The organism is Aeromonas sp. s1(2024) (genome assembly GCF_040908005.1).
Taxonomy (GTDB): Bacteria; Pseudomonadota; Gammaproteobacteria; order Enterobacterales; family Aeromonadaceae; genus Aeromonas; species Aeromonas caviae.
Genome location: NZ_JBFOCW010000026.1, coordinates 64,661 through 84,445 on the forward strand (window position 1 = coordinate 64,661; position 19,785 = coordinate 84,445).

24 protein-coding genes are annotated in these 19,785 nt (G+C 63.0%); 16 read left to right on the plus strand and 8 right to left on the minus strand.

All coding sequences use genetic code 11. The annotated features are described in order from the left end of the window. Positions 1 to 54 precede the first annotated feature (54 nt). Positions 55 to 480 (plus strand): Hsp20/alpha crystallin family protein, encoded by a 426-nt coding sequence (locus AB5Y70_RS06850; RefSeq protein ID WP_010673670.1) that lies wholly within the window; start codon positions 55 to 57, stop codon positions 478 to 480. A 41-nt stretch (positions 481 to 521) separates the two neighbouring features. Here AB5Y70_RS06850 and AB5Y70_RS06855 read toward each other — a convergent pair whose 3' ends face one another. Continuing rightward, complete coding sequence (locus AB5Y70_RS06855; protein WP_010673671.1) at positions 522 to 1,565, minus strand: FAD:protein FMN transferase ApbE; 1,044 nt, start codon at positions 1,563 to 1,565, stop codon at positions 522 to 524. A gap of 299 nt (positions 1,566 to 1,864) precedes the next feature. On the opposite strand from AB5Y70_RS06855, the gene azu reads away from it, so the two are divergent. Continuing rightward, positions 1,865 to 2,305 (plus strand): azurin, encoded by a 441-nt coding sequence (azu, locus tag AB5Y70_RS06860; protein WP_010673672.1) that lies wholly within the window; start codon positions 1,865 to 1,867, stop codon positions 2,303 to 2,305. A gap of 197 nt (positions 2,306 to 2,502) precedes the next feature. Then, the gene (locus AB5Y70_RS06865) at positions 2,503 to 2,709 is read left to right on the plus strand and encodes a hypothetical protein (RefSeq protein WP_029314058.1); all 207 of its coding nucleotides are present in this window, start codon (positions 2,503 to 2,505) and stop codon (positions 2,707 to 2,709) included. Here AB5Y70_RS06865 and AB5Y70_RS06870 read toward each other — a convergent pair. Then, positions 2,706 to 3,275 carry a HutD family protein gene (locus AB5Y70_RS06870; protein WP_029314060.1) on the minus strand — a complete coding sequence of 190 codons (570 nt, stop codon included), beginning with the start codon at positions 3,273 to 3,275 and terminating at the stop codon, positions 2,706 to 2,708. The genes AB5Y70_RS06865 and AB5Y70_RS06870 overlap by 4 nt on opposite strands. A gap of 129 nt (positions 3,276 to 3,404) precedes the next feature. Continuing rightward, positions 3,405 to 3,827 (minus strand): MarR family winged helix-turn-helix transcriptional regulator, encoded by a 423-nt coding sequence (locus AB5Y70_RS06875; RefSeq protein WP_010673675.1) that lies wholly within the window; start codon positions 3,825 to 3,827, stop codon positions 3,405 to 3,407. 81 nt (positions 3,828 to 3,908) lie between these two features. Here AB5Y70_RS06875 and AB5Y70_RS06880 point away from each other — a divergent pair, with 81 nt between their 5' ends. The 3 genes from AB5Y70_RS06880 (at position 3,909) to AB5Y70_RS06890 (ending at position 5,738) form a co-directional block, all read left to right on the plus strand. Continuing rightward, positions 3,909 to 4,208: a DUF3861 domain-containing protein gene (locus AB5Y70_RS06880; protein ID WP_010673676.1), complete on the plus strand. Its 300-nt coding sequence runs from the start codon at positions 3,909 to 3,911 to the stop codon at positions 4,206 to 4,208. Positions 4,209 to 4,341: 133 nt separating this feature from the next. Next, entirely contained in the window at positions 4,342 to 5,313 is a 972-nt protein-coding gene (locus tag AB5Y70_RS06885) for a nucleoside hydrolase (RefSeq protein ID WP_041213226.1), read from the plus strand. Positions 5,314 to 5,408: 95 nt separating this feature from the next. Further along, positions 5,409 to 5,738, plus strand: a complete 330-nt coding sequence (locus AB5Y70_RS06890; RefSeq protein WP_039039207.1) for a DUF3634 family protein — start codon at positions 5,409 to 5,411, stop codon at positions 5,736 to 5,738. 90 nt (positions 5,739 to 5,828) lie between these two features. Here AB5Y70_RS06890 and AB5Y70_RS06895 read toward each other — a convergent pair whose 3' ends face one another. Next, the gene (locus AB5Y70_RS06895; RefSeq protein WP_319882054.1) at positions 5,829 to 6,743 is read right to left on the minus strand and encodes a LysR family transcriptional regulator; all 915 of its coding nucleotides are present in this window, start codon (positions 6,741 to 6,743) and stop codon (positions 5,829 to 5,831) included. A gap of 119 nt (positions 6,744 to 6,862) precedes the next feature. On the opposite strand from AB5Y70_RS06895, the gene AB5Y70_RS06900 reads away from it, so the two are divergent. From AB5Y70_RS06900 to AB5Y70_RS06935, 8 genes are all read left to right on the plus strand, one after another. Then, positions 6,863 to 7,306, plus strand: coding sequence for a carboxymuconolactone decarboxylase family protein (locus tag AB5Y70_RS06900; protein WP_010673680.1), 444 nt, complete (start codon positions 6,863 to 6,865; stop codon positions 7,304 to 7,306). A 506-nt stretch (positions 7,307 to 7,812) separates the two neighbouring features. Continuing rightward, positions 7,813 to 8,901 carry a cytochrome o ubiquinol oxidase subunit II gene (gene cyoA, locus AB5Y70_RS06905; protein ID WP_319882053.1) on the plus strand — a complete coding sequence of 363 codons (1,089 nt, stop codon included), beginning with the start codon at positions 7,813 to 7,815 and terminating at the stop codon, positions 8,899 to 8,901. A 3-nt stretch (positions 8,902 to 8,904) separates the two neighbouring features. Then, complete coding sequence (gene cyoB / locus AB5Y70_RS06910; RefSeq protein WP_041211612.1) at positions 8,905 to 10,881, plus strand: cytochrome o ubiquinol oxidase subunit I; 1,977 nt, start codon at positions 8,905 to 8,907, stop codon at positions 10,879 to 10,881. Beyond that, the gene (locus AB5Y70_RS06915) at positions 10,802 to 11,497 is read left to right on the plus strand and encodes a cytochrome o ubiquinol oxidase subunit III (protein WP_080560441.1); all 696 of its coding nucleotides are present in this window, start codon (positions 10,802 to 10,804) and stop codon (positions 11,495 to 11,497) included. The genes cyoB and AB5Y70_RS06915 overlap by 80 nt, the downstream gene beginning before the upstream one ends. Further along, on the plus strand, positions 11,498 to 11,827 hold the full coding sequence (locus AB5Y70_RS06920; RefSeq protein ID WP_010673684.1) for a cytochrome o ubiquinol oxidase subunit IV: 330 nt from the start codon (positions 11,498 to 11,500) through the stop codon (positions 11,825 to 11,827). An 8-nt stretch (positions 11,828 to 11,835) separates the two neighbouring features. Then, on the plus strand, positions 11,836 to 12,729 hold the full coding sequence (gene cyoE / locus AB5Y70_RS06925; protein WP_010673685.1) for a heme o synthase: 894 nt from the start codon (positions 11,836 to 11,838) through the stop codon (positions 12,727 to 12,729). A 164-nt stretch (positions 12,730 to 12,893) separates the two neighbouring features. Next, positions 12,894 to 14,255 carry an MFS transporter gene (locus AB5Y70_RS06930; protein WP_010673686.1) on the plus strand — a complete coding sequence of 454 codons (1,362 nt, stop codon included), beginning with the start codon at positions 12,894 to 12,896 and terminating at the stop codon, positions 14,253 to 14,255. Between the two features lie 73 nt (positions 14,256 to 14,328). After that, positions 14,329 to 14,697, plus strand: a complete 369-nt coding sequence (locus AB5Y70_RS06935; RefSeq protein ID WP_010673687.1) for a DUF1428 domain-containing protein — start codon at positions 14,329 to 14,331, stop codon at positions 14,695 to 14,697. A gap of 124 nt (positions 14,698 to 14,821) precedes the next feature. Here AB5Y70_RS06935 and AB5Y70_RS06940 read toward each other — a convergent pair whose 3' ends face one another. Together AB5Y70_RS06940 and AB5Y70_RS06945 are read right to left on the minus strand one after the other, a co-directional pair. Beyond that, positions 14,822 to 15,925, minus strand: coding sequence for an ElyC/SanA/YdcF family protein (locus tag AB5Y70_RS06940; protein WP_010673688.1), 1,104 nt, complete (start codon positions 15,923 to 15,925; stop codon positions 14,822 to 14,824). 150 nt (positions 15,926 to 16,075) lie between these two features. Continuing rightward, positions 16,076 to 16,969 (minus strand): LysR family transcriptional regulator, encoded by an 894-nt coding sequence (locus AB5Y70_RS06945; RefSeq protein ID WP_010673689.1) that lies wholly within the window; start codon positions 16,967 to 16,969, stop codon positions 16,076 to 16,078. Positions 16,970 to 17,069: 100 nt separating this feature from the next. On the opposite strand from AB5Y70_RS06945, the gene AB5Y70_RS06950 reads away from it, so the two are divergent. Then, positions 17,070 to 17,558, plus strand: coding sequence for a DMT family transporter (locus AB5Y70_RS06950; protein ID WP_010673690.1), 489 nt, complete (start codon positions 17,070 to 17,072; stop codon positions 17,556 to 17,558). A 10-nt stretch (positions 17,559 to 17,568) separates the two neighbouring features. After that, positions 17,569 to 18,006 (plus strand): DMT family transporter, encoded by a 438-nt coding sequence (locus AB5Y70_RS06955; protein ID WP_010673691.1) that lies wholly within the window; start codon positions 17,569 to 17,571, stop codon positions 18,004 to 18,006. Between the two features lie 269 nt (positions 18,007 to 18,275). Here AB5Y70_RS06955 and AB5Y70_RS06960 read toward each other — a convergent pair whose 3' ends face one another. Both AB5Y70_RS06960 and AB5Y70_RS06965 read right to left on the minus strand, forming a co-directional pair. Continuing rightward, positions 18,276 to 18,518, minus strand: coding sequence for a DUF3297 family protein (locus AB5Y70_RS06960; protein ID WP_010673692.1), 243 nt, complete (start codon positions 18,516 to 18,518; stop codon positions 18,276 to 18,278). A 467-nt stretch (positions 18,519 to 18,985) separates the two neighbouring features. Then, on the minus strand, positions 18,986 to 19,785 hold an 800-nt coding region (locus AB5Y70_RS06965; protein ID WP_324051901.1), incomplete at its 5' end, for an IS5-like element IS5 family transposase.

A 19,785-nucleotide genomic window follows, 5' to 3' on the forward strand; every position in this document is an offset into this window, starting at 1 on the left:
AGCAGAGGGCAGGGTGCCCGTCTGCTCCCTTGCCCGCTCACAAGGAGGGATCAGATGAGTTTGCTACCGAGTCGCACCAGCCTGTTTGATGACCTGTTCCACGACATGGCCTCCGGCTTCTACATCCGCCCCCTGCACGGGGACCCGTTGCCCGGCCAGATCAAGCTGGATCTGCGGGAGAGCGGGGATGACTACCTGCTGCTGGCGGAATTGCCCGGGGTGGCGAAGGAGGACATCCACGTGGACGTGCACGGCAAGCTGGTGACCCTGAAGGCGGAGATCCGCCAGTTTGACAGCCAGAGCAAGGATGAACGGGCCCTGCGCAGCGAGCGCTACTATGGCAGCGTGTCGCGCAGCGTCGAGCTGCCGGTGGAGGTGTCGCCAGAGCAGGTGAGCGCCCGCTTTGACAACGGCATCCTCACCCTGCGCCTGCCCAAGCAGGCGGCCAGCCCAGCGCCCCACCGCATCCCCATCGAATAGGCGGTCAGTGAACGAGGCCCCGCACTGCGGGGCCTCGTCATTCAGGGCTGCTTGCGCACCAGATAGGGGGCAAACTCGGGGGTGTGGCTGGCGGCAAAGCCCGTGGCGGTCTTCTCGATGAGATAGACCGCCAGCTTGTGCTCCCTGGCAAAGGCCATCGCCCGCTCGGGGCCCATCACCATGAGGGCGGTGTCGAGGGCATCGGCCTCCAGGGCCGTGGGGGTGATGACGGTGGCGGAGACCAGCTTGTGGGTCACGGGCTCGCCGGTGGCAGGATCGATGATGTGGGAGTAGCGCTTGCCGTCGAGCTCGTAATAGTTGCGATAGCTGCCGGCGGTGCTCACCGCCATGCCGTTCGGGGTCACCACGTCCTCGATGGCGCCCGGTCTGTCAGAGGGCTCGACGATGGCCACCCGCCAGGGATTGCCCTTGTCGTTGTGCCCCTTGCTGCGCACCGCCCCCGCCACCTCGATGAGGTAGTTGTGGACCCCTTTTTGCTCCAGCAGCCCGGCTATCTCGTCGGAGGCCGCACCCTCGCCCAGGGTGGAGAGATCCAGATAGAGGTCTGGGATGGCCTTGCCGAGCAGGAAGTGATCCCCCTCGGGGGTCAGGGTGAGCTTGTCGATGCCGACCCGCTCCCGCGCCTTGGCGATCTGCTCTGAGCTGGGCCGCCTGACCGGGCGCTTGTCCGGCCCGAATCCCCACAGATTGACCAGGGGGCCCACGGTGACATCGAGAACCCCCCGGGTGAGGTGCCCGGCGTCAATGCCCTGTTGCACAATCTTCGCCATGGTGGCCGGGATGACCTGGGGGGGCTGCCCCGTTCCCTGATTGAAGCGGGAGATGAGGGAGCCCGGATCATAGGTGGAGATCTCCTTGTTCAGGCGTGCCAGCAGCGCCTCCACCTCCTGATGCAGTGCCCCCTGTCCGCCGGGGAAGGGGTCGCTCAGGGTCACCGCATAATAGGTGCCCATGGTATTGCCCTGGATGCGGGTCTGGGTCGGGGCCGGCTGGCAGGCGCCAAGCAGCAGGATCAGGGAGAGCAGCAGGGTGCGCGCCAGCGCAGGCGCAAAGGGGAACTTCATCTCTCATTCTCGCGGGAGTCATCGACGGGGGAGCAGCTTAGCCAACGGCTGCGGTGTTGGCGAGTGGCCGTGGGCGGGAAGGCCGCAAATAATTAAGCGGGACGGGGATGTGATCAACCCGCTTTGGGCCCGGGGTCGGGAGAAAAGAAGTGACCGGGCCCGCAGGCTGGCCCAAAAGCGGTCGTCCTTCGGTGACATTTGAATACAATGAAGATCGATCCTGACAGCATCTTTGCGGGTCGCGCCCACGGGGGCGAGATGCCTGTGCTGTCATCCTTCGTCAATCAAAGGAGAACGTGATGAAAAAGGTGTTAACCCTGCTGCTTCTTGGCTCCCTCGCCACCCCGGTCCTGGCCGACGAGTGCGCACTGGTGATCGAAGGCAATGACGCCATGCAGTTCAACCAGACGGCGATGAGCGTGCCGGCCACCTGCAAGGAGGTGACGGTGACCCTCAATCACACGGGCAAGCTGCCGGTGGCCAACATGGGCCACAACTGGGTGCTGGCCAACACCGCCGACTATCAGGCCATCGCCACCGCCGGCATGAGCGCCGGGGTCGATCACGACTACCTGCCCAAGGATGACCCCAGGATCCTGGCCCACACCAAGCTGGTGGGGGGCGGCGAGAGCACCAGCGTTACCTTCAAGACCGACGGCCTGGCGGGCAAGGATCTCACCTTCTTCTGCTCCTTCCCGGGCCACTTCGCCCTGATGAAGGGGGCCTTCAAGGTCGGCTAGGCCGCCATGGCCTGACAGGAAAAAGCCGGGGTATCCCGGCTTTTTTGTGCCCACTTGCCGTGGCATGCCAAGCTTTGGGCGTCCGCCTGGGGATGGCGTGCCCCGTTTCATGATCCGGCGCGGGGTGAGTGGGGGACGGAAGAGGGTAAGATAGGCGCCTTTCGGGCCTGATGCCCCCCCAAGAGGAACAGGTTGTCGTGAGAAACGCCATCAAATGGGTGCTCGGCTGTTGCCTGCTGTTGGTCTGCGCCATCGCGCTGGCCGCCGAGCCCCCGGTGAAGAAGAGCCGGAGCGGCATCTGTCACCCCAAGGGCGGCACCTACTACAGCCGCACCAGGCACTATACCCCCTATGACACCATGCAGGCCTGCCTCGACAGCGGGGGCCTTGCCCCCCGGCGTTAAACAGCGGCCTGCTTGGGCTGCAGGGTAAAGAAGGCGAGGGTGGTCTTCTTCCCGCACTCGAAGCGGATGCTCTCCTCTCCCTGCACCACCAGGGTCTCGCCCGGTGCGACCTGTTGCCCCTGCACGGTGAGCTGGCCCTCCAGCAGGTGGCAGAGGTAGCACTTGTCCGCCTCCAGGGTGAGGCTGAGGGGGAAGGGCAGGTTCAGCACCCGCACGTTGGCGCTGATGCGCGCCGGGTGGTAGATGAGCCCGAGATCCGTCACCTCTTTTTTCAGCAGCTCGCAGCGGGTCTCGTCATCCCCGCTGAAGTGGGCCGCCTCGAAGGTGGCGTAGGGGTGGCCGTTGAGCACGAAACCGGCACCGCTGACGGGCAGCAGGATGCGCTGGTAGCCGGGAAAGCGGGAGAAACTCCCCGCTTCCTTGATGGGGGCCGAGCTCAGCCGATAGTCAAAGTCGAGCTTGTCCAGGGTCGAACCAGGGGGGGAGATCAGGATCTGGGCCGTGGTGCCCTGCCTGTTCTTCCAGGGCATTTTCAACTGGTCGGACTCTTTAATCAGGGTGATCACGATGGCGCCTCGGCGGGAAGGGGAGAGTGGGGCCAGTGATACCATCTCCGGGAGTGGCTCACAAGGCGCCGCCAGCACAGGCCGCGCTGGTTGGCCACAAATCAGGCAGTGGCCCCCCTGACGCTGACCCTAATCGGTCGACTCAAGCCCTTTTTCTATCTTGTCCAGCAGTTGCTGCAACTGCGCTATCTCCGCCGGCGTCAGCAGGGAACACAGCCGTTCGTCGAGCCGTGCGGCCTGCTGCTCTCCCTGGCTGACCCGCTCGCAGGCCAGCGGGGTCAAGGCCAGACAGATGCTGCGTCTGTCAGTGGGATGGGGCCGCTTCTCGATGAGCCCCTGTTTCTCCATCTCCTGCAGCAGGCGCGTCACCTGCGCCTTGTCGCGGCCCGACCGCTGTGCGATGAGCTGCGGCGTGGCGGGATCCAGCGCATGGATCAGTTGCAGCACCTTGTAATGGAGGGGGCTAAGGGCGATCTGCTGTGCCCGGAAATGCTGGGTCATGGCGATTTTGTACTGATCGAGGATCCGGAAGAGGCGGTTTGACAACTTCATGGTTGATAAAGTCAACTTGAAAGGGTTTAATTGATTTTATCAACCATGTGGGCAAAAGCCCAGCCCGAGAGGAGATGAAAGATGCCACACAGCTATCGTGTACAGGTCCAGGCGCTGGACCGCGAGGTGCCCCCGTTGCAGTTCGACTGCCAGAATCACGACGACATCTTTGCCATCCTGGTGCTCAGCAAGGGGAAGCTGACCATGTCGGAGCAGGAACATCAGGCGTTTATCGTCGGGCTGAAGCTGTTTGGCGAAGTCATGATGCAGCATCGCAAAGAGGAGCTGTTCAAGGGGTTTCTCCCCCATTTCAAGCAATTCATGGGGCAACTGAAACGCACCGCCAGGGGAGAGGAGGCCGTGGTCGCCCCTTCCGAGTGACCTCCAGCCCTGACCCCAGGGGCGAGTGGTCCCGCCAGGATGCCTGATGCAAAGGAAACCCCGAGGTTGTGATCCCGGTGCTGTCAAAGCGGCGACGGCCCGCTACACTGGCAGCTCGTTTCACGGAGGACCCATGACCCACAAGATCATTCTGGATACCGATCCCGGCATCGACGATGCCATGGCCATTCTGTTTGCCGAGGCGCACCCCGCCATTGACCTGCTCGCCATCACCACGGTGTTTGGCAATGCCACCATCGAAAACGGCACCCGCAACGCCCTCTGGCTCAAACAAAAATATGGCATGAAGGCGGACGTGGCCCGGGGCGCCGCCGCGCCGCTGCTGCGCGAGCCCGTGGGGCCGACGACAGTGGTGCACGGCCCGAGCGGCTTTGGTGACGTCCAGGCGGGGGAGGTGACCCTCATCCCGGATCCCCGTCCGGCCTGGCAATACATCGTCGAGACGGTGAAGGCCCACCCCGGCGAGATCACCCTGGTGACCATCGGGCCCCTCACCAACCTGGCGCTGGCGCTCGAGGCGGCCCCCGAGGTAGCCGCCCTGGTGAAAGAAGTGGTCGTGATGGGCGGCGCCTTTGGCGTCAACGGCCATCGCGGCAACGTGACCCCCTATGCCGAGGCCAATATCCACGACGATCCCGATGCGGCGGACCGGGTCTTCACCGCCCCCTGGCCCCTGGTGATCATCGGGCTTGACGTCACCCAGCAGAGTATCTTCACCGCCGACTATCTGGATGCCCTGCGGGACGATGCGGGGGAGCCGGGCCGCTTCCTGTGGGATGTCAGCCGCTTCTACCTGCGCTTCTATTCCGAGCGCATCGGCATGGCGGGGTGCCATGTGCACGATCCCTCCGCCATCGCCTATGTGATCGATCCTGCACTGTTCACCCTGCGCAAGGGGCCGGTGCGGGTCATCACCGAGGGGCCCGCCATCGGCCATACCCTGCAAAAATTTGACGACACCCGCCATCCCCATGACGAGTGGGCCCACTGCCCGGCCCAGCAGGTCGGGGTCGCGGTGCGGGATCAGGCCCTGCTCGCCCTCTATCGGGATACCCTGGTGGCCTGGGGCAAGGGGCGCCGATAAGGCACGGCAGTGAGTGAAAGCGTGATGGCGGCCGGGTCATGGTGAGGCGCCCCCGGTTATACTGGCGAACATCGGGTTGACGGGAGGAAGACGCAATGGCCTGGTTGTCTCTGTTGGTGGCGATAGCCCTGATCGGGTGGTTGATGACGCTGGGGCGCGGCGCCCTGTTCGAGGTCCGGCTCGCGCCGGGCAAGGTGGTGGTGAAGCGGGGCTCGGTGCCGCCGCGCTTTGTGACCCAGGCGACCCAGATCCTGCACCATGAGCCGGTGCGCGGGCGCATCCTGGGCCTGCGGGACGGCAACGGGGTGAGGCTGGTCTTCTCCCGCTCCATCCCCGAGCCCGTGGCCCAGCGCCTGCGCAACATCTTCCCCTACGGGGATTACCGGGGGCTCTCCCCGAGCCCTGACGGGCGAAAATCACGCTGAGCGGTCGCCGTGGCGACCCTCATTTCCAGACGCCGGGCCCTGTGCCCGGCGTCTGCGTTTTCAGGGTTTCGCCAGGAGGCCCTGTTGCGGTCAGCGCGGCCCTTGCAAGGGCCTGATCGCCTCGACCAGAAAGTCGATGAAGGCGCGGGTCTGGGGTTTGAGGAAGCGGCCGCCACGAAACACCGCGTGGATCTCGTCCTGGCGATCCTCGTAGGGGGAGGCGAGCCACTCTGGCAGCAGCGGCAGCAGCGGCAGCAGGGTGCCCTCGTCGATGCTTTGCTGCACCATCCAGCTCGACAGCAGCACGCCGCACCCCGCGAGGGCGGCGCAGAGCAGGGGCGTGCCCCCGACCGAGGCAAGGTTGCCCTGCACCGCCACCTTCTCGCGCTCCGTGCCCTGCTGGAAATACCAGTGCTGGCGTTGGCGCCCATGCCCGCGAATGAGGCAGTTGTGGTGGGCCAGCTCGGCGGGGTGGGCGGGTTCGCCATGGCGGGCCAGATAGGCGGGGGAGGCGACCAGCAGCGAGCGGTTGGTGAGCAGATGGCGAGTGTGCAGGCTGCTGTCGGCGGGCTTGCCGATGCGCACCGCCACGTCCACGTTCTCGGCATCGAGATCCACCATGCGGTTGTCCAGCGCAACCTCCAGGCGCACCCCGGGGTAGCGGGCGAGGAAGTCGGGCAGGCGGGGAGAGAGCCAGGACGCGCCGAAGCTCTCGAACACCGAGACCCGCAGCGGCCCCTCTGGCGCCACCGAGAGGGGTTGCAGGGATTGCACCAGCTGATCCGCCTCCTCCAGCAGGGGCAGGGAGCGGGCGAGAAAATAGGCGCCCTGCTCGGTCAGCACCAGTTGGCGGGTGCTGCGCTTGAAGAGCGGGATCCCGAGCTGCTGCTCCAGGGCGTCGATGGCACGGGTCACAGAGGAGGGGGCCTGGTTGAGGGCGCGGGCGGCACGGGAGAAACTGCCCGATTCCACCACCTGGGCCAGGATGCGGATGCGATCCAGCATGGATTCACCTTTGCGATAAACGCAAAACTGTTGCAGGTTATGACGATATTCTAATCAACAATGAAAAAGTGAACAATCAGCTCACCGCCCCATCCGGGGTCCATCACAGGAGTCTTGCCATGTCACACCGTATCCAGCTCGCCAACCAGGTGCCCGCCGCCGTCTCGGCCATGATGGGCCTTGAGTCCTACCTCGGGGGCACCGACATTCCCCTGTCGCTCAAGGAGCTCATCAAGTTGCGCGCCTCCATGATCAACGGCTGCGCCTACTGCATCGAGATGCACGCCGACGTGGCGATGAAGCACGGGGAGAGCGCCCAGCGTCTGCTGGCGCTGGCCGCCTGGCAGGAGTCGCCGCTGTTCGACGCCCGGGAGCGGGCGGTGCTGGCCCTGACCGACGAGGTGACCCTGATCGCCGACAAGGGGCTCACGACGCAGACCTATGAGGCGGCGCTGGCCCAACTGGGAGAAACCCTGCTGGCCCAGTGTCTGGTGCAGGTGGTCACCATCAACGCCTGGAACCGGATCGCCGTGGCGACCCGGATGGAACACGATCACTCCTGACTCCGACTCCGAGGGAGGGAGAGAAAACGATTGTCAACGGGCCCGCACAAGGGCCCGTTTTGTTACGAAGTGTGCCTTCTGGCGCCAGGGGTTGCGACCGTTGTCGGGGGGCGGGAAGTTAATCATACATTCGTTTGATTAATTATTTTTTTAATCTTCCCCGAAAAATACCCATCCAGATCAAGGTGTGGAAAAATGACCTGTGAGTCGAAAAGGGGCTGTATGGCTCTTTTTTGATCGCAATGGCGGGTTAAAAACAGACCAGATGGATCTTTTTGGTTAATTGGTGGTCACTTTTGGTGGCGCGAGAGATTAACGGAAGATGAATTGCCGCGGTGTAACTTGAATAAATTGGTCATTGTCAAGGGATTAACATCTGATACCGCTTTCCATCACCTTTTGAACATTTTTGGGATTAATTTTTCATGTTGTTCACATGCCGGTCTGATGCAATAAAATGCTGCATTTTTTTATACCAATAAGCCTTCAAAAGATGAGGACATTGCATGAGACTCTTTGATGTGAAGAGGGGCTTGGGCGCTTTGCTGCTGCTCGCGACCGCCAGCTTGCTGAGTGGCTGCGACATGGCACTGATGAGCCCCAAGGGGCAGGTCGGTATGGAGCAGAAGTCACTGATACTCACCGCACTCGGCTTGATGCTGATCGTGGTGGTGCCCGTGATTGTCATGGTGGTGGCGTTTGCCTACAAATACCGGGCGTCCAACACCAGTGCCACCTATGCGCCGGACTGGGCCCACTCCAACAAGATTGAGGCAGTCGTCTGGACTGTACCCGTCATCATCATCGTCATCCTGGCGGTGATCACCTGGAAAACTTCCCACTCCCTCGACCCCTACAAGCCGCTGGAATCGGACGTCAAACCGGTTCAGGTGGATGTCATTTCCCTGGACTGGAAGTGGTTGTTCGTCTATCCGGAGCTGGGCATTGCGTCGGTCAACGAGCTGGCCTTCCCGGTCAACACCCCGGTCAACTTCCGGGTGACCTCCGACACCGTGATGAACTCCTTCTTCATCCCGCAACTGGGCGGCCAGATCTACGCCATGGCCGGCATGCAGACCAAGCTGCACCTGATTGCCAACGAGGCGGGCGAGTACAAGGGCATCTCCGGCGGTTACAGCGGTGCCGGTTTCTCCGGCATGAAGTTCAAGGCCATCGCGACCCAGGACCAAGCCGGTTTCGACGCCTGGGTAGCCAAGGTGAAGGCCTCTTCCAAGGCCCTGAGCACCATGGATGAGTTCAATGCCCTGGCCAAGAAGAGCGAAAACCACCCGGTGGAGTACTTCGCCAGCGCCGATCCCAAGCTGTTCGTCAACATCATCAACAAGTTCATGGGCGGCATGTCCCATGGTGGTCACGCTACCCCGGCTGCGGGCTCCGCGGATCACGAGGGCATGAACCACGAGGCCATGAACCATGACGCCGCCCCGAAAGCGGGTGCCATGGACCACGAAGGGATGAACCATGAGGCCTCGCAAGAGGACGCCATGGAGAACCAGGCCATGAACCATGACGCCCATGCCGGACACATGGCCATGTCGGCCGACAAGAGTGTGAAAGCAGGATCCGAGGAATAATCGATGTTTGGAAAATTGACACTCGAGGCTATTCCGTACCATGAACCTATCATCATGGTCACGATAGCCGGTATCATTCTGGGGGGCCTGGCCATCGCCGGTCTCATCACTTACTACGGCAAGTGGCAATATCTGTGGAAAGAGTGGCTGACCTCGGTCGACCACAAACGCCTCGGTATCATGTATCTCATTCTGGGCATGGTCATGCTGCTGCGTGGCTTTGCCGACGCCGTGCTGATGCGTGGCCAGCAGGTCATCGCCTCCGGGGGTGGCGAAGGCTACCTGAATGCCCATCACTACGACCAGATTTTCACCGCCCACGGCGTCATCATGATCTTCTTCGTGGCCATGCCGCTGGTGATCGGTCTGATGAACATCGTGGTGCCGCTGCAAATCGGTGCCCGTGACGTGGCCTTCCCCTTCCTGAACAACCTGAGCTTCTGGTTCACCGCCGCGGCCGTGGTGCTGATCAACGTCTCCCTCGGGGTCGGTGAATTCGCCCAGACCGGCTGGCTGGCCTATCCGCCCTTGTCGGGGCTGGAGTTCAGTCCCGGGGTCGGGGTCGATTACTGGATATGGAGTCTGCAGATTTCGGGTCTGGGGACCCTGCTGACCGGCGTGAACTTCTTCGCCACCATCATCCGCATGCGTGCCCCTGGCATGACCATGATGCGCCTGCCGGTCTTCACCTGGACCGCCCTGTGTGCCAACATCCTGATCATCGCCTCCTTCCCGATCCTGACCGTCACCATCGCCCTGCTCACCGCAGACCGCTACCTGGGTACCCATTTCTTTACCAATGACATGGGTGGCAACATGATGATGTACATCAACCTGATCTGGGCCTGGGGTCACCCCGAGGTGTACATCCTGGTGCTGCCGGTGTTCGGGATCTTCTCCGAAGTGGTGGCGACCTTCTGCAAGAAGAAGCTGTTCGGTTACACCTCCCTGGTGTGGGCGACCGTGGCGATCACCGTGCTGTCGTTCATCGTCTGGCTGCACCACTTCTTCACCATGGGGTCCGGCGCCAACGTGAATGCCTTCTTCGGCATCACCACCATGATCATCTCCATCCCGACCGGGGTGAAGATCTTCAACTGGCTGTTCACCATGTATCGCGGTCGCATCGAGTTCACCTCGCCCATGCTGTGGACCGTCGGCTTCATCATCACCTTCACCGTGGGTGGCATGACCGGGGTACTGCTCTCCGTGCCGGCCGCCAACTTCGTGCTGCACAACAGCCTGTTCCTCATCGCCCACTTCCACAACGTCATCATCGGCGGCGTGGTGTTCGGCTGCTTCGCCGGTATCACCTACTGGTTCCCGAAAGCGTTCGGCTTCAAGCTGGATGACGTCTGGGGCAAGCGTGCCTTCTGGTGCTGGATCACCGGCTTCTTCGTGGCCTTCATGCCGCTCTACGTGCTGGGCTTCATGGGCATGACCCGTCGTGTCAGCCAGAACATCGATCCCGAGTTCCACGGCTGGCTGGTGGTCGCCGCCTGCGGCGCCGGTCTGATTGCCCTGGGCGTGCTGTGCCAAGTCATCCAGATCGTGGTCAGTATTCGCGACCGCGAGAAGAACCGCGACCTGACCGGCGATCCCTGGGGTGGCCGTACCCTGGAGTGGGCGACGTCTTCTCCGCCGCCGTTCTACAACTTCGCCATCGAGCCGAAGGTCACCGGTCTGGACGCCTTCTGGGAAGCCAAGGCTGACGGCAGCGCTTACAAGAAGCCTGCCCAGTATGCCCCCATCCACATGCCGAAGAACTCCGGTGCCGGTGTCATCATCGCCGCCTTCAGCGTGGTGTTCGGCTTTGCCATGATCTGGCACATCTGGTGGATGGCCATCGCCGGCTTCATCGGCATGATCGCCACCTGGATCATCCACAGCTTCAACGACGATGTGGACTACTACGTACAGGTTGACGAGATCGAGCGCATCGAAGGTCAGCATTTCGACAACATCAACAAGGTGGCTTAATTCCATGGCGACTGACGTACTACATCACTCTCACGGTGCCCATGAGGATGGGCACCACGATGCCGGTGCCACCAAGGTATTCGGTTTCTGGATCTACCTGATGAGTGACTGCATCCTGTTCGCGACCCTGTTCGCGACCTATGCGGTCCTGGTCAACGGCACTGCCGGCGGCCCCACCGGCAAGGACATCTTCGAACTGCCGTTCGTGTTCGCCGAAACCATGCTGCTGCTGCTGAGCTCCATCACCTTCGGGTTCGGCATGCTGGCCATGAACAAGAACAAGGTCGCGGCAGTCAACACCTGGCTGTTCGTCACCTTCCTGCTGGGTGCCGGCTTCATCGCGATGGAAATCTACGAGTTCCATCACCTGATCGTGCACGAGGCGGGCCCGGATCGCAGCGGCTTCCTCTCTGCCTTCTTCACCCTGGTGGGGACCCACGGTATCCACGTGACCAGCGGCCTGGTCTGGATCATCGTGATGATGGTGTCGATCACCAAGAAGGGGCTGACCGAGCGCAACCGCACTCGCCTGATGTGCCTGAGCCTGTTCTGGCACTTCCTCGACGTGGTATGGATCTGCGTCTTCACCGTGGTCTATCTGATGGGGGTCATGTAAATGAGTCATTCCGTTGACAATCACGGCGCCAGCCACGGCAGCGTCAAGTCCTACATGATCGGTTTCGTGCTGTCACTCATCCTGACCGCCGTGCCGTTCTGGATGGTGATGGATGGCTCCGCCTCCCACGCCGTGGTGCTCGGCACCGTGGTGGCCATGGCGGTGGTGCAGATCTTCGTACACCTGGTCTACTTCCTGCACATGAACACCTCCTCCGAGGAGCGCTGGAACCTGGTGGCACTGGTCTTTACCGTGCTCATCATCGCCATCGTGGTCGTGGGTTCCCTGTGGATCATGTACAACCTCAACATCAACATGATGGTTCACTGAGCGGGTTGATGATGATGAAGCAATACCTGCAAGTGACCAAGCCGGGCATCATCTTTGGCAACCTCATCTCGGTTATCGGGGGATTCCTGCTGGCCTCGAAGGGGAGCCTGGATGTGCCCCTGTTCATCCTGACCATGGTGGGGGTGTCACTGGTGGTGGCCTCCGGTTGCGTGTTCAACAACTACATCGACCGGGACATCGACTGCATCATGGAGCGCACCAAGAACCGCGCCCTGGTGCGGGGGCTCATCGCCCCCGGTGTCTCCCTCTGGTATGCGACGGCGCTGGGCGTTGCGGGCATTGCACTGCTCTACTTTGCGGCCAATCCGTTGGCCGCCTTGCTGGCGGTGCTGGGCTTCCTGGTTTATGTGGGGGTCTACAGCCTCTACATGAAGCGCCACTCGGTCTATGGCACCCTGGTCGGCAGCCTCTCCGGCGCCGCGCCGCCGGTCATCGGCTACTGCGCGGTGAGCGGGCAGTTCGACTCGGGGGCCCTGATCCTGCTGGCGATCTTCAGCCTGTGGCAGATGCCGCACTCCTATGCGATCGCCATCTTCCGCTTCAAGGACTACCAGGCCGCCAACATCCCGGTGCTGCCGGTGGTGAAGGGGATCCCGGTGGCCAAGCTCCACATCACCCTCTACATCCTGGCGTTCATGGTGCCGACCCTGATGCTGTTCCTCGGCGGCTACGCCGGTTACAAGTATCTGGTGGTGGCCACCGCGGTGAGCGTCTGGTGGCTGGGGATGGCGCTGTCGGGCTACAAGGCGGCGGTGGACGACTCCCTCTGGGCGCGCAAGCTGTTCATGTTCTCCATCGTCACCATTACTTGCCTGAGCGTAATGATGTCGGTGGACTTCCAGCCGGACGCAGCGCCGGTGCTGGTGAGCATGCTGCCCTGATAGTGTGAACTGCACCCCTGAAATGCATGAAATCCAGAGCCGGGAATCTTCCCGGCTCTGCTATTATGGGCGCCGCCCTGCGAGGGGCATCGCCGATTTTTCGGGGCGGCCGGGCGCCTGTCACCCCTTTCTTTTCCTCTTCTTTTTGACTCATCGAGGCCCTCATGAATGATTTCACCATGACGAGGGGCGAGCGACGCGCGACCTGGGCGCTCGGCTCCGTCTTCTCGCTGCGCATGCTCGGCATGTTTATGGTGCTGCCGGTGCTGACCACCTACGGCATGTCCCTGGCGGGCGCCTCCGAGGCGCTCATCGGGCTTGCCATCGGCATCTACGGCATGACCCAGGCCCTGTTCCAGATCCCCTTCGGCCTGCTCTCCGACAAGGTGGGGCGCAAGCCCCTCATCGTCGGCGGCCTGCTGATGTTTGCCCTTGGCAGCGTCATCGCCGCCCTGAGCGACGCCATCTGGGGGGTCATCGTCGGGCGCGCCCTGCAGGGCAGCGGCGCCATCTCCGCCGCCGTGATGGCGCTCCTGTCGGATCTCACCCGCGAGCAGAACCGCACCAAGGCCATGGCCTTCATCGGGGTGAGCTTTGGCATCACCTTCGCCATCGCCATGGTGACCGGCCCCCTCATCACCCATGCCCTGGGCTTGTCCGGCCTCTTTTGGCTCATCGCCCTGCTGGCCCTGGCCGCCATCGCCATGGTGCTCTGGGTGGTGCCGACCCCGGCGGCCCACCTGCAAAATCGCGAGTCCGCCATGGTGCGAGGTAGCTTTCGTACCGTGCTCACCAACCCTCGCCTGCTCAAGCTCAACCTCGGCATCCTCTGCGTCCACACCCTGCTGATGTCGAGCTTCGTGGCCCTGCCGCCCCTGCTGGAGCGTGCGGGCCTGCCCCGTGACAGCCAGTGGCAGGCCTATCTGGTCACCATGCTGATCGCCTTCGTGAGCGTGGTGCCCTTCATCATCTATGCCGAGAAGCACCGCCAGATGAAGCGGGTCTTCCTCGGCTGCGTGGTGGTGATGCTGGCCGCCGAGCTGGTGCTCTGGCAGAGCGGCCAACAGCTGTGGGGTCTGCTCGCCGGGTTGCAGCTCTTCTTCATCGGCTTCAACGTGATGGAGGCGCTGCTGCCGTCTCTCATCAGCAAGGAGTCCCCGCCGGGCTACAAGGGCACCGCCATGGGGGTCTACTCCACCAGTCAGTTCCTCGGGGTCGCCATCGGCGGCAGTCTCGGCGGCCTGCTCTACAGCCTGGGGGGCGGCCCCCTGGTGTTTGGCGGTTGCGCCGCCCTGGCCCTTGCCTGGCTCGGGGTGAGCCTCACCATGGCCGAGCCCCCCTATGTGAGCAGCCTGCGCATCGTGCTGCCGGAAGGGGTCGAGGCCACCCCGGCCCTGGAGCAGCGGATCCGCGCCTGCGAGGGGGTGAGCGACGTGCTGCTGGTACGCGAGGAGCACTCCCTCTACGTGAAGGTGGACAGCAAGCGCCTGACCCGCAGCGATCTGGAGCGGCTGGTCTCTTTTTGATGGCTGGCGGCGCAGAGCGCGGGCTGAAGGGCGGCTGCTATGCTGAGATCCTCACTCACAGGAGGAACCTCTGATGTCATACGTGGACGGATTCGTGCTCGCCGTGCCGACGGCCAACAAGCAGGCCCTGATCGATCATGCGGGGCAGTTTGACCCCATCTTCCTCGAATACGGCGCCACCCGGGTGCTGGAGTGCTGGGGGGACGACGTGCCCCACGGCAAGCAGACCGACTTTTATCGGGCGGTGGCGGCCAGGGAGGATGAAACCGTGGTCTTCTCCTGGGTGGAATGGCCGAGCAAGGCGGTGCGGGACGACGCCATGGGCAAGATGATGCAGGACCCCAGGATGGACCCCGCCAATCCCCTGCACCAGACCATGCCGTTTGACGGCGCCCGCATGATCTTCGGAGGCTTCACCACCGTGCTGGAGCTCAAGGGCTGAGACCGGCCATCGGGGCTTCACCCTGGTGGCCGGAGCGCAAGGGCCGATGGCAACACCCAGGCCCGTCAGATGATGAAAAAGCCCGCCAGCCGGCGGGCTTTTTGCTGGGCGCCATGCCGGGGGATCAGCGCTCCACCAGCGGGGCCGAGCGGTAGCTCCACAGGCCATAGGTGCGCAGGGCGTCCCGGTAGATGCCAAGCAGCTCCTCCGGGCTTGCCTTGGCCAGGGCCGAGAGGGGCTTGTCCGGGTAGGCGACGCTGTCGATGCGGATGTTCGCCGGGCCGCTCTGCCAACAGGCGATTTCCAGCAGGGTCTGGCCCCGGCGCACATGGCTCGCCGAGCTCACCAGGGTGGCGAACTCAATCTCGTGGCGGGCGAGGGCATAGCCGCTGTAGAGGGCGTTCTCCACCGTGCTGGTGGCGTAGTTCTCCTCGATGATACGGGAGCGGTCGATGCCCTTTTTCGCCAGCCAGTCCGCCATCAGCTTGCCCTCGGTCTGGCGGTTCTGGGGCACGCCGCCGGTGAGGATGACGAGGGCCGCCGGATCGGCCTGGGCCAGGGCGCGGGTGGTCTCGAGGCGTCCCAGCAGGATGTCGTGCATGGAGCCGTCGGGATTGAGGGCATAGCCCAGGGTGACGATGGCGCGGCGCCCCTTCTTCTCGCCCCGTCCCTGACGCTCCTTGAGGGGGGTGGCGACCACTCTGTCCACGGTGGCGAACAGTCGCTGCAAGTCGGCGGCGCGACCGGCATTGAGCTCGCCGACCCGCTTGAGATAGCCATCGGATTTGGCCTGGTTGCCCTTGAAGCGCTGCCAGGTGGCCAGATAGGTGTTGATGTCCAGATCGTCCGGGGCGGCGGTGAGGGCCTGCTCGAACAGGGCGATGGCCCTGTCCACGTTGCCGTTGTAGATCTGGGCGTTGGCCGCCGAGATGAGCAGATCGGTGCGATAGGGCTCGAGCTGGTGGGCCTCCAGCAGCAGGGTGGTCACCTGCTCCATGTTGCTCGGCATCTTGGCGGTGAAGCCCGCATCGGAGACCCGGGCAGGGGAGTGGAAGATGCGGGCGGCGTCTGCCAGCAGCTGATCCACCACCTGGCGCTTGCTGATGAACTGCTCGTAATTCTGCTCCTTTTGCAGGGAGCGCACCGGGGCGGCCCAGGCATCGGATGAGACAACGAGCGGCAGCGTCAGCAGGCTGGTGAGGGTCAGGGCAATCGCGGTTTTCTTCATCATGGGGCTCCCTGTGGGGTGCGGGGCGCGATGCCTTGGCTCGTCCCCTGAATGCTTTTCCAATAAAAACAGATGTTTGGTTTGCTGCCTACTCTACTCCCTTCCCGATGAAAAAAACGTGAACCGTTCCGGTTATCCCGATGGCCACCCTCATCGCAGCCCCAGACGCTCCTGCAGGAAGGCCAGCCAGGCCTCCACCTTGGCGGGCAGGTGGCGGCGCTTGGGATAGACGCACCAGATGCCGTGCTCGGGCAGGGCATGGTCTGGCAGGACGGGCACCAGCCGCCCGATGGCGAGATCCCGCGCCACGATGAAGTCCGGCATGTTGCCGATGCCAAGCCCCGCCAGCAGCGCGGTGTGAATGGCATCGCTGTTGTTGACCTCGAAATTGCCCCTGGGGGTGATGGCCACCTCTCCTTCGGGCCCGTGCAGCCGCCACTGGGTGCCGCCGCGAAACAGGGAGTAGAAGAGGCAGTTGTGGCGCTCGAGATCTGCCGGGGTGCGGGGCGTGCCGGCCTGCGCCAGGTAGGCGGGGGCGGCGCACAGGGTGCTGAGACAGGGGGCGAGGCGGCGGGCGACCAGGCTCGAATCCTCCAGCTCGCCGATGCGCACCGCCACGTCGAACCCCTCGGCCACCAGATCCTGCCGGGCGTCGCTCATCTCCAGCTGCAACTGCACCTCGGGGTGAAGGGCGAGAAACTCGGGGACAAGGGGGGCGATGTGGCGCCGGCCATAGACCATGGGCACCGTCACCCGCAGCAGGCCGCGGGGGGCCGATTGCAGGGCGCCGATGGCATCTTCCCCGTCGCTGGCCAGGCGTACTGCATGGCGCACCGTCTCGAAGTAGCGCTCCCCCGCCTCGGTGAGGGTGAGGGAGCGGGTGGTGCGATAGAGGAGCTGGCAGCCGAGGGCCTGCTCGAGCTGGCTCACCTTCTTGCTCAGCACCGACTTGCTGAGACCGAGCTGACGGGCGGCGCCGGAGAAGGTGCCCGACTCCACCACGGCGACGAAGGCGGGGAGCAGGGCGAAGGCTTCCTGGTTCATGTTGTTCTCGTTATGGAAACAATGTTGTTCCATGAGGGTAGATTATCCCCAAATCAAAAACAATTTACCCTGCTCGTCAGTTCAACCAAGGAGCAACCCCATGATCCCCCCGCTTGTTGACCGCGGCCCCGGCCGCCCCGCCCTCGGACAGACACTTGGCCAGACCCTGGGCGCCCTGGCCGCCTTCGCCGCCGGCCTGCTGCTGGCGCTGATGATCGCCCAGAACGGCGCCCTGTCCCGCGCCACCGACCCCTGGCTCGCGAGCTGGCTGGCCCACGGGGTCGGCAGCCTGGTGGCCGGGCTCCTGTGGTGGCTCTCCCCAGGGCCCCCGACGCCGGAGGCGGCCCCGCCCTGGGCCTGGCTCGGTGGTCTGCCGGGGGCGCTCACCGTGGTGCTGGCGGCCCTGTGCCTCAACTCGCCCCTCGGCATGGCAGGCACCCTGGCCTTGCTGCTGCTCGGCCAGCTGCTGTTTGGTGCCCTGTGCGATGGCCTCGGCTGGCTCGGACTGGCTCGCCGCCGCCCCTCGGGAAAGGACGCGCTCGCCGCCCTGCTGGTGATGGCCGGCGCCCTGCTTATCGTGCTGCATTAGGAGAGACACCATGACCCTCTTGATCCTGCTGGGACTGCTGAACGGCGTGGCGGTGAGCCTGTCGCGCACCCTCAATGGCCGCCTCGCCAGCGCCCGGGGCGCCATGACGGCGTCCCTTGCCAACCACCTGCTCGGCTTCGGGCTGCTCGGCGCCCTGCTCATCCTCAAGGGGGCACCCTGGGAGCGGCTCGCCGGGCTCGATCCCTGGCTGCTGCTCGGCGGGGTGCTGGGGGCGCTGTTCGTCGCCATCAGCAGTTGGGCCATCGGCCGGATCGGCGCCCTGGCCTGCGCCCTGCTCATCGTCACGGGCCAGCTGGCGGGGGGGGCCCTGCTCGATGCCCTGGCCGGACGGCTGGCCGCGAGCGATCTGCTCGGCATCCTGCTGGTGCTGGCGGGGCTGCGCTGCAACGCTGGCAGGGCGGCAAGTCGCGCTCCCGAGGGTGAGTGATGCGGTGATGGCCTGGGTAAACCGGCAGGGATGACAAGAGCATCGCCCTGCCTGGATGCCAAAGGCGGCTCGCCAGCCGGATCAGGGCCCAGATGAAAAGGAAAAGGCGAAAGAAAGGGAAGGAAAGGAAGAAACAGGAAGGCAAAAGAGAGCAAAGAAAGAGAGGCTGCCTGTAACCCTGGGCCGCCCTCAACAGCAGAACACCGGCGCAAGGCCGGTGTTCTGAACAGCATGGCGGCGGGCCCGGCGGGGCGCGCGGTCAGGGCCGCTTAGGCGTAGAAAGCCTCGACGGTGCCCTTGACGGTGATCAGCATGGGGTTGCCGTAGCGATCCTTGGCCTTGGGGGAGGGGATCTTCACCCAACCTTCGCTGATGCAGTACTCCTCGACATTGGTGCGCTCCTTGCCGTTCACGCGAATGCCGATCTCGTGCTCGAAGCACTCTGCCACATGGTGCGGGCTGCGCGGGTTGGCCGCCAGACGGTCGGGCAGTGCAGGTTTGTTGTCGCTCATTTTATAGACCTGAGTGTGATAAAAAGTGGGTCATTGTAGGCAATGCCCGTCATGGGCTCAAGGCTGGCGACCCGCAACTTCACCTTCACTTCACCGAGCGGGGATAAGGTAGGCCAACGTTTTCAGTTGGAGCTTTACGATATGCCCACCATAGTCACTCACGCCGCCGTACTCCTCTGCCTTGGGCAGAGGCTTGTTCAATAAGGTGGCGGGCCTATTTTTCTATTGATCAGTATGAAGCTCAACAATTGAATGAAAAATGCAAAGTATTGGGAGTCACTCTTAAATGTTGTGTTATGTCTATGCCACATTAGCCCATAAGGGAAGGTGCGAATAAGCGGGGAAATTCTTCTCGGCTGACTCAGTCATTTCATTTTTTCAGTTTGAGCCGATCTTTTCTCCCGTAAATGCCTTGAATCAGCCTATTTAGACCGTTTCTTCGCCATTTAAGGCGTTATTCCCAGTTTTTAGTGAGATCTCTCCCACTGACGTATCATTTGGTCCGCCCGAAACAGGTTGGCCAGCGTGAATAACATCGCCAGTTGGTTATCGTTTTTCAGCAACCCCTTGTATCTGGCTTTCACGAAGCCGAACTGTCGCTTGATGATGCGAAATGGGTGCTCCACCTTGGCCCGGATGCTGGCTTTCATGTATTCGATGTTGATGGCCGTTTTGTTCTTGCGTGGATGCTGTTTCAAGGTTCTTACCTTGCCGGGGCGCTCGGCGATCAGCCAGTCCACATCCACCTCGGCCAGCTCCTCGCGCTGTGGCGCCCCTTGGTAGCCGGCATCGGCTGAGACAAATTGCTCCTCTCCATGCAGCAGATTACCCAGCTGATTGAGGTCATGCTCGTTGGCCGCGGTGGTGACTAGGCTGTGGGTCAGGCCACTCTTGGCATCGACACCAATGTGGGCCTTCATGCCAAAGTGCCACTGATTGCCTTTCTTGGTCTGATGCATCTGCGGATCGCGTTGCTGCTCTTTGTTCTTGGTCGAGCTGGGTGCCTCAATGATGGTGGCATCGACCAAGGTGCCTTGAGTCATCATGACGCCTGCTTCGGCCAGCCAGCGATTGATGGTCTTGAACAATTGGCGGGCCAGTTGATGCTGCTCCAGCAGGTGGCGGAAATTCATGATGGTGGTGCGGTCCGGCAAGGCGCTATCCAGGGATAACCGGGCAAACAGACGCATGGAGGCGATTTCGTACAGAGCATCTTCCATCGCGCCATCGCTCAGGTTGTACCAATGCTGCATGCAGTGAATGCGTA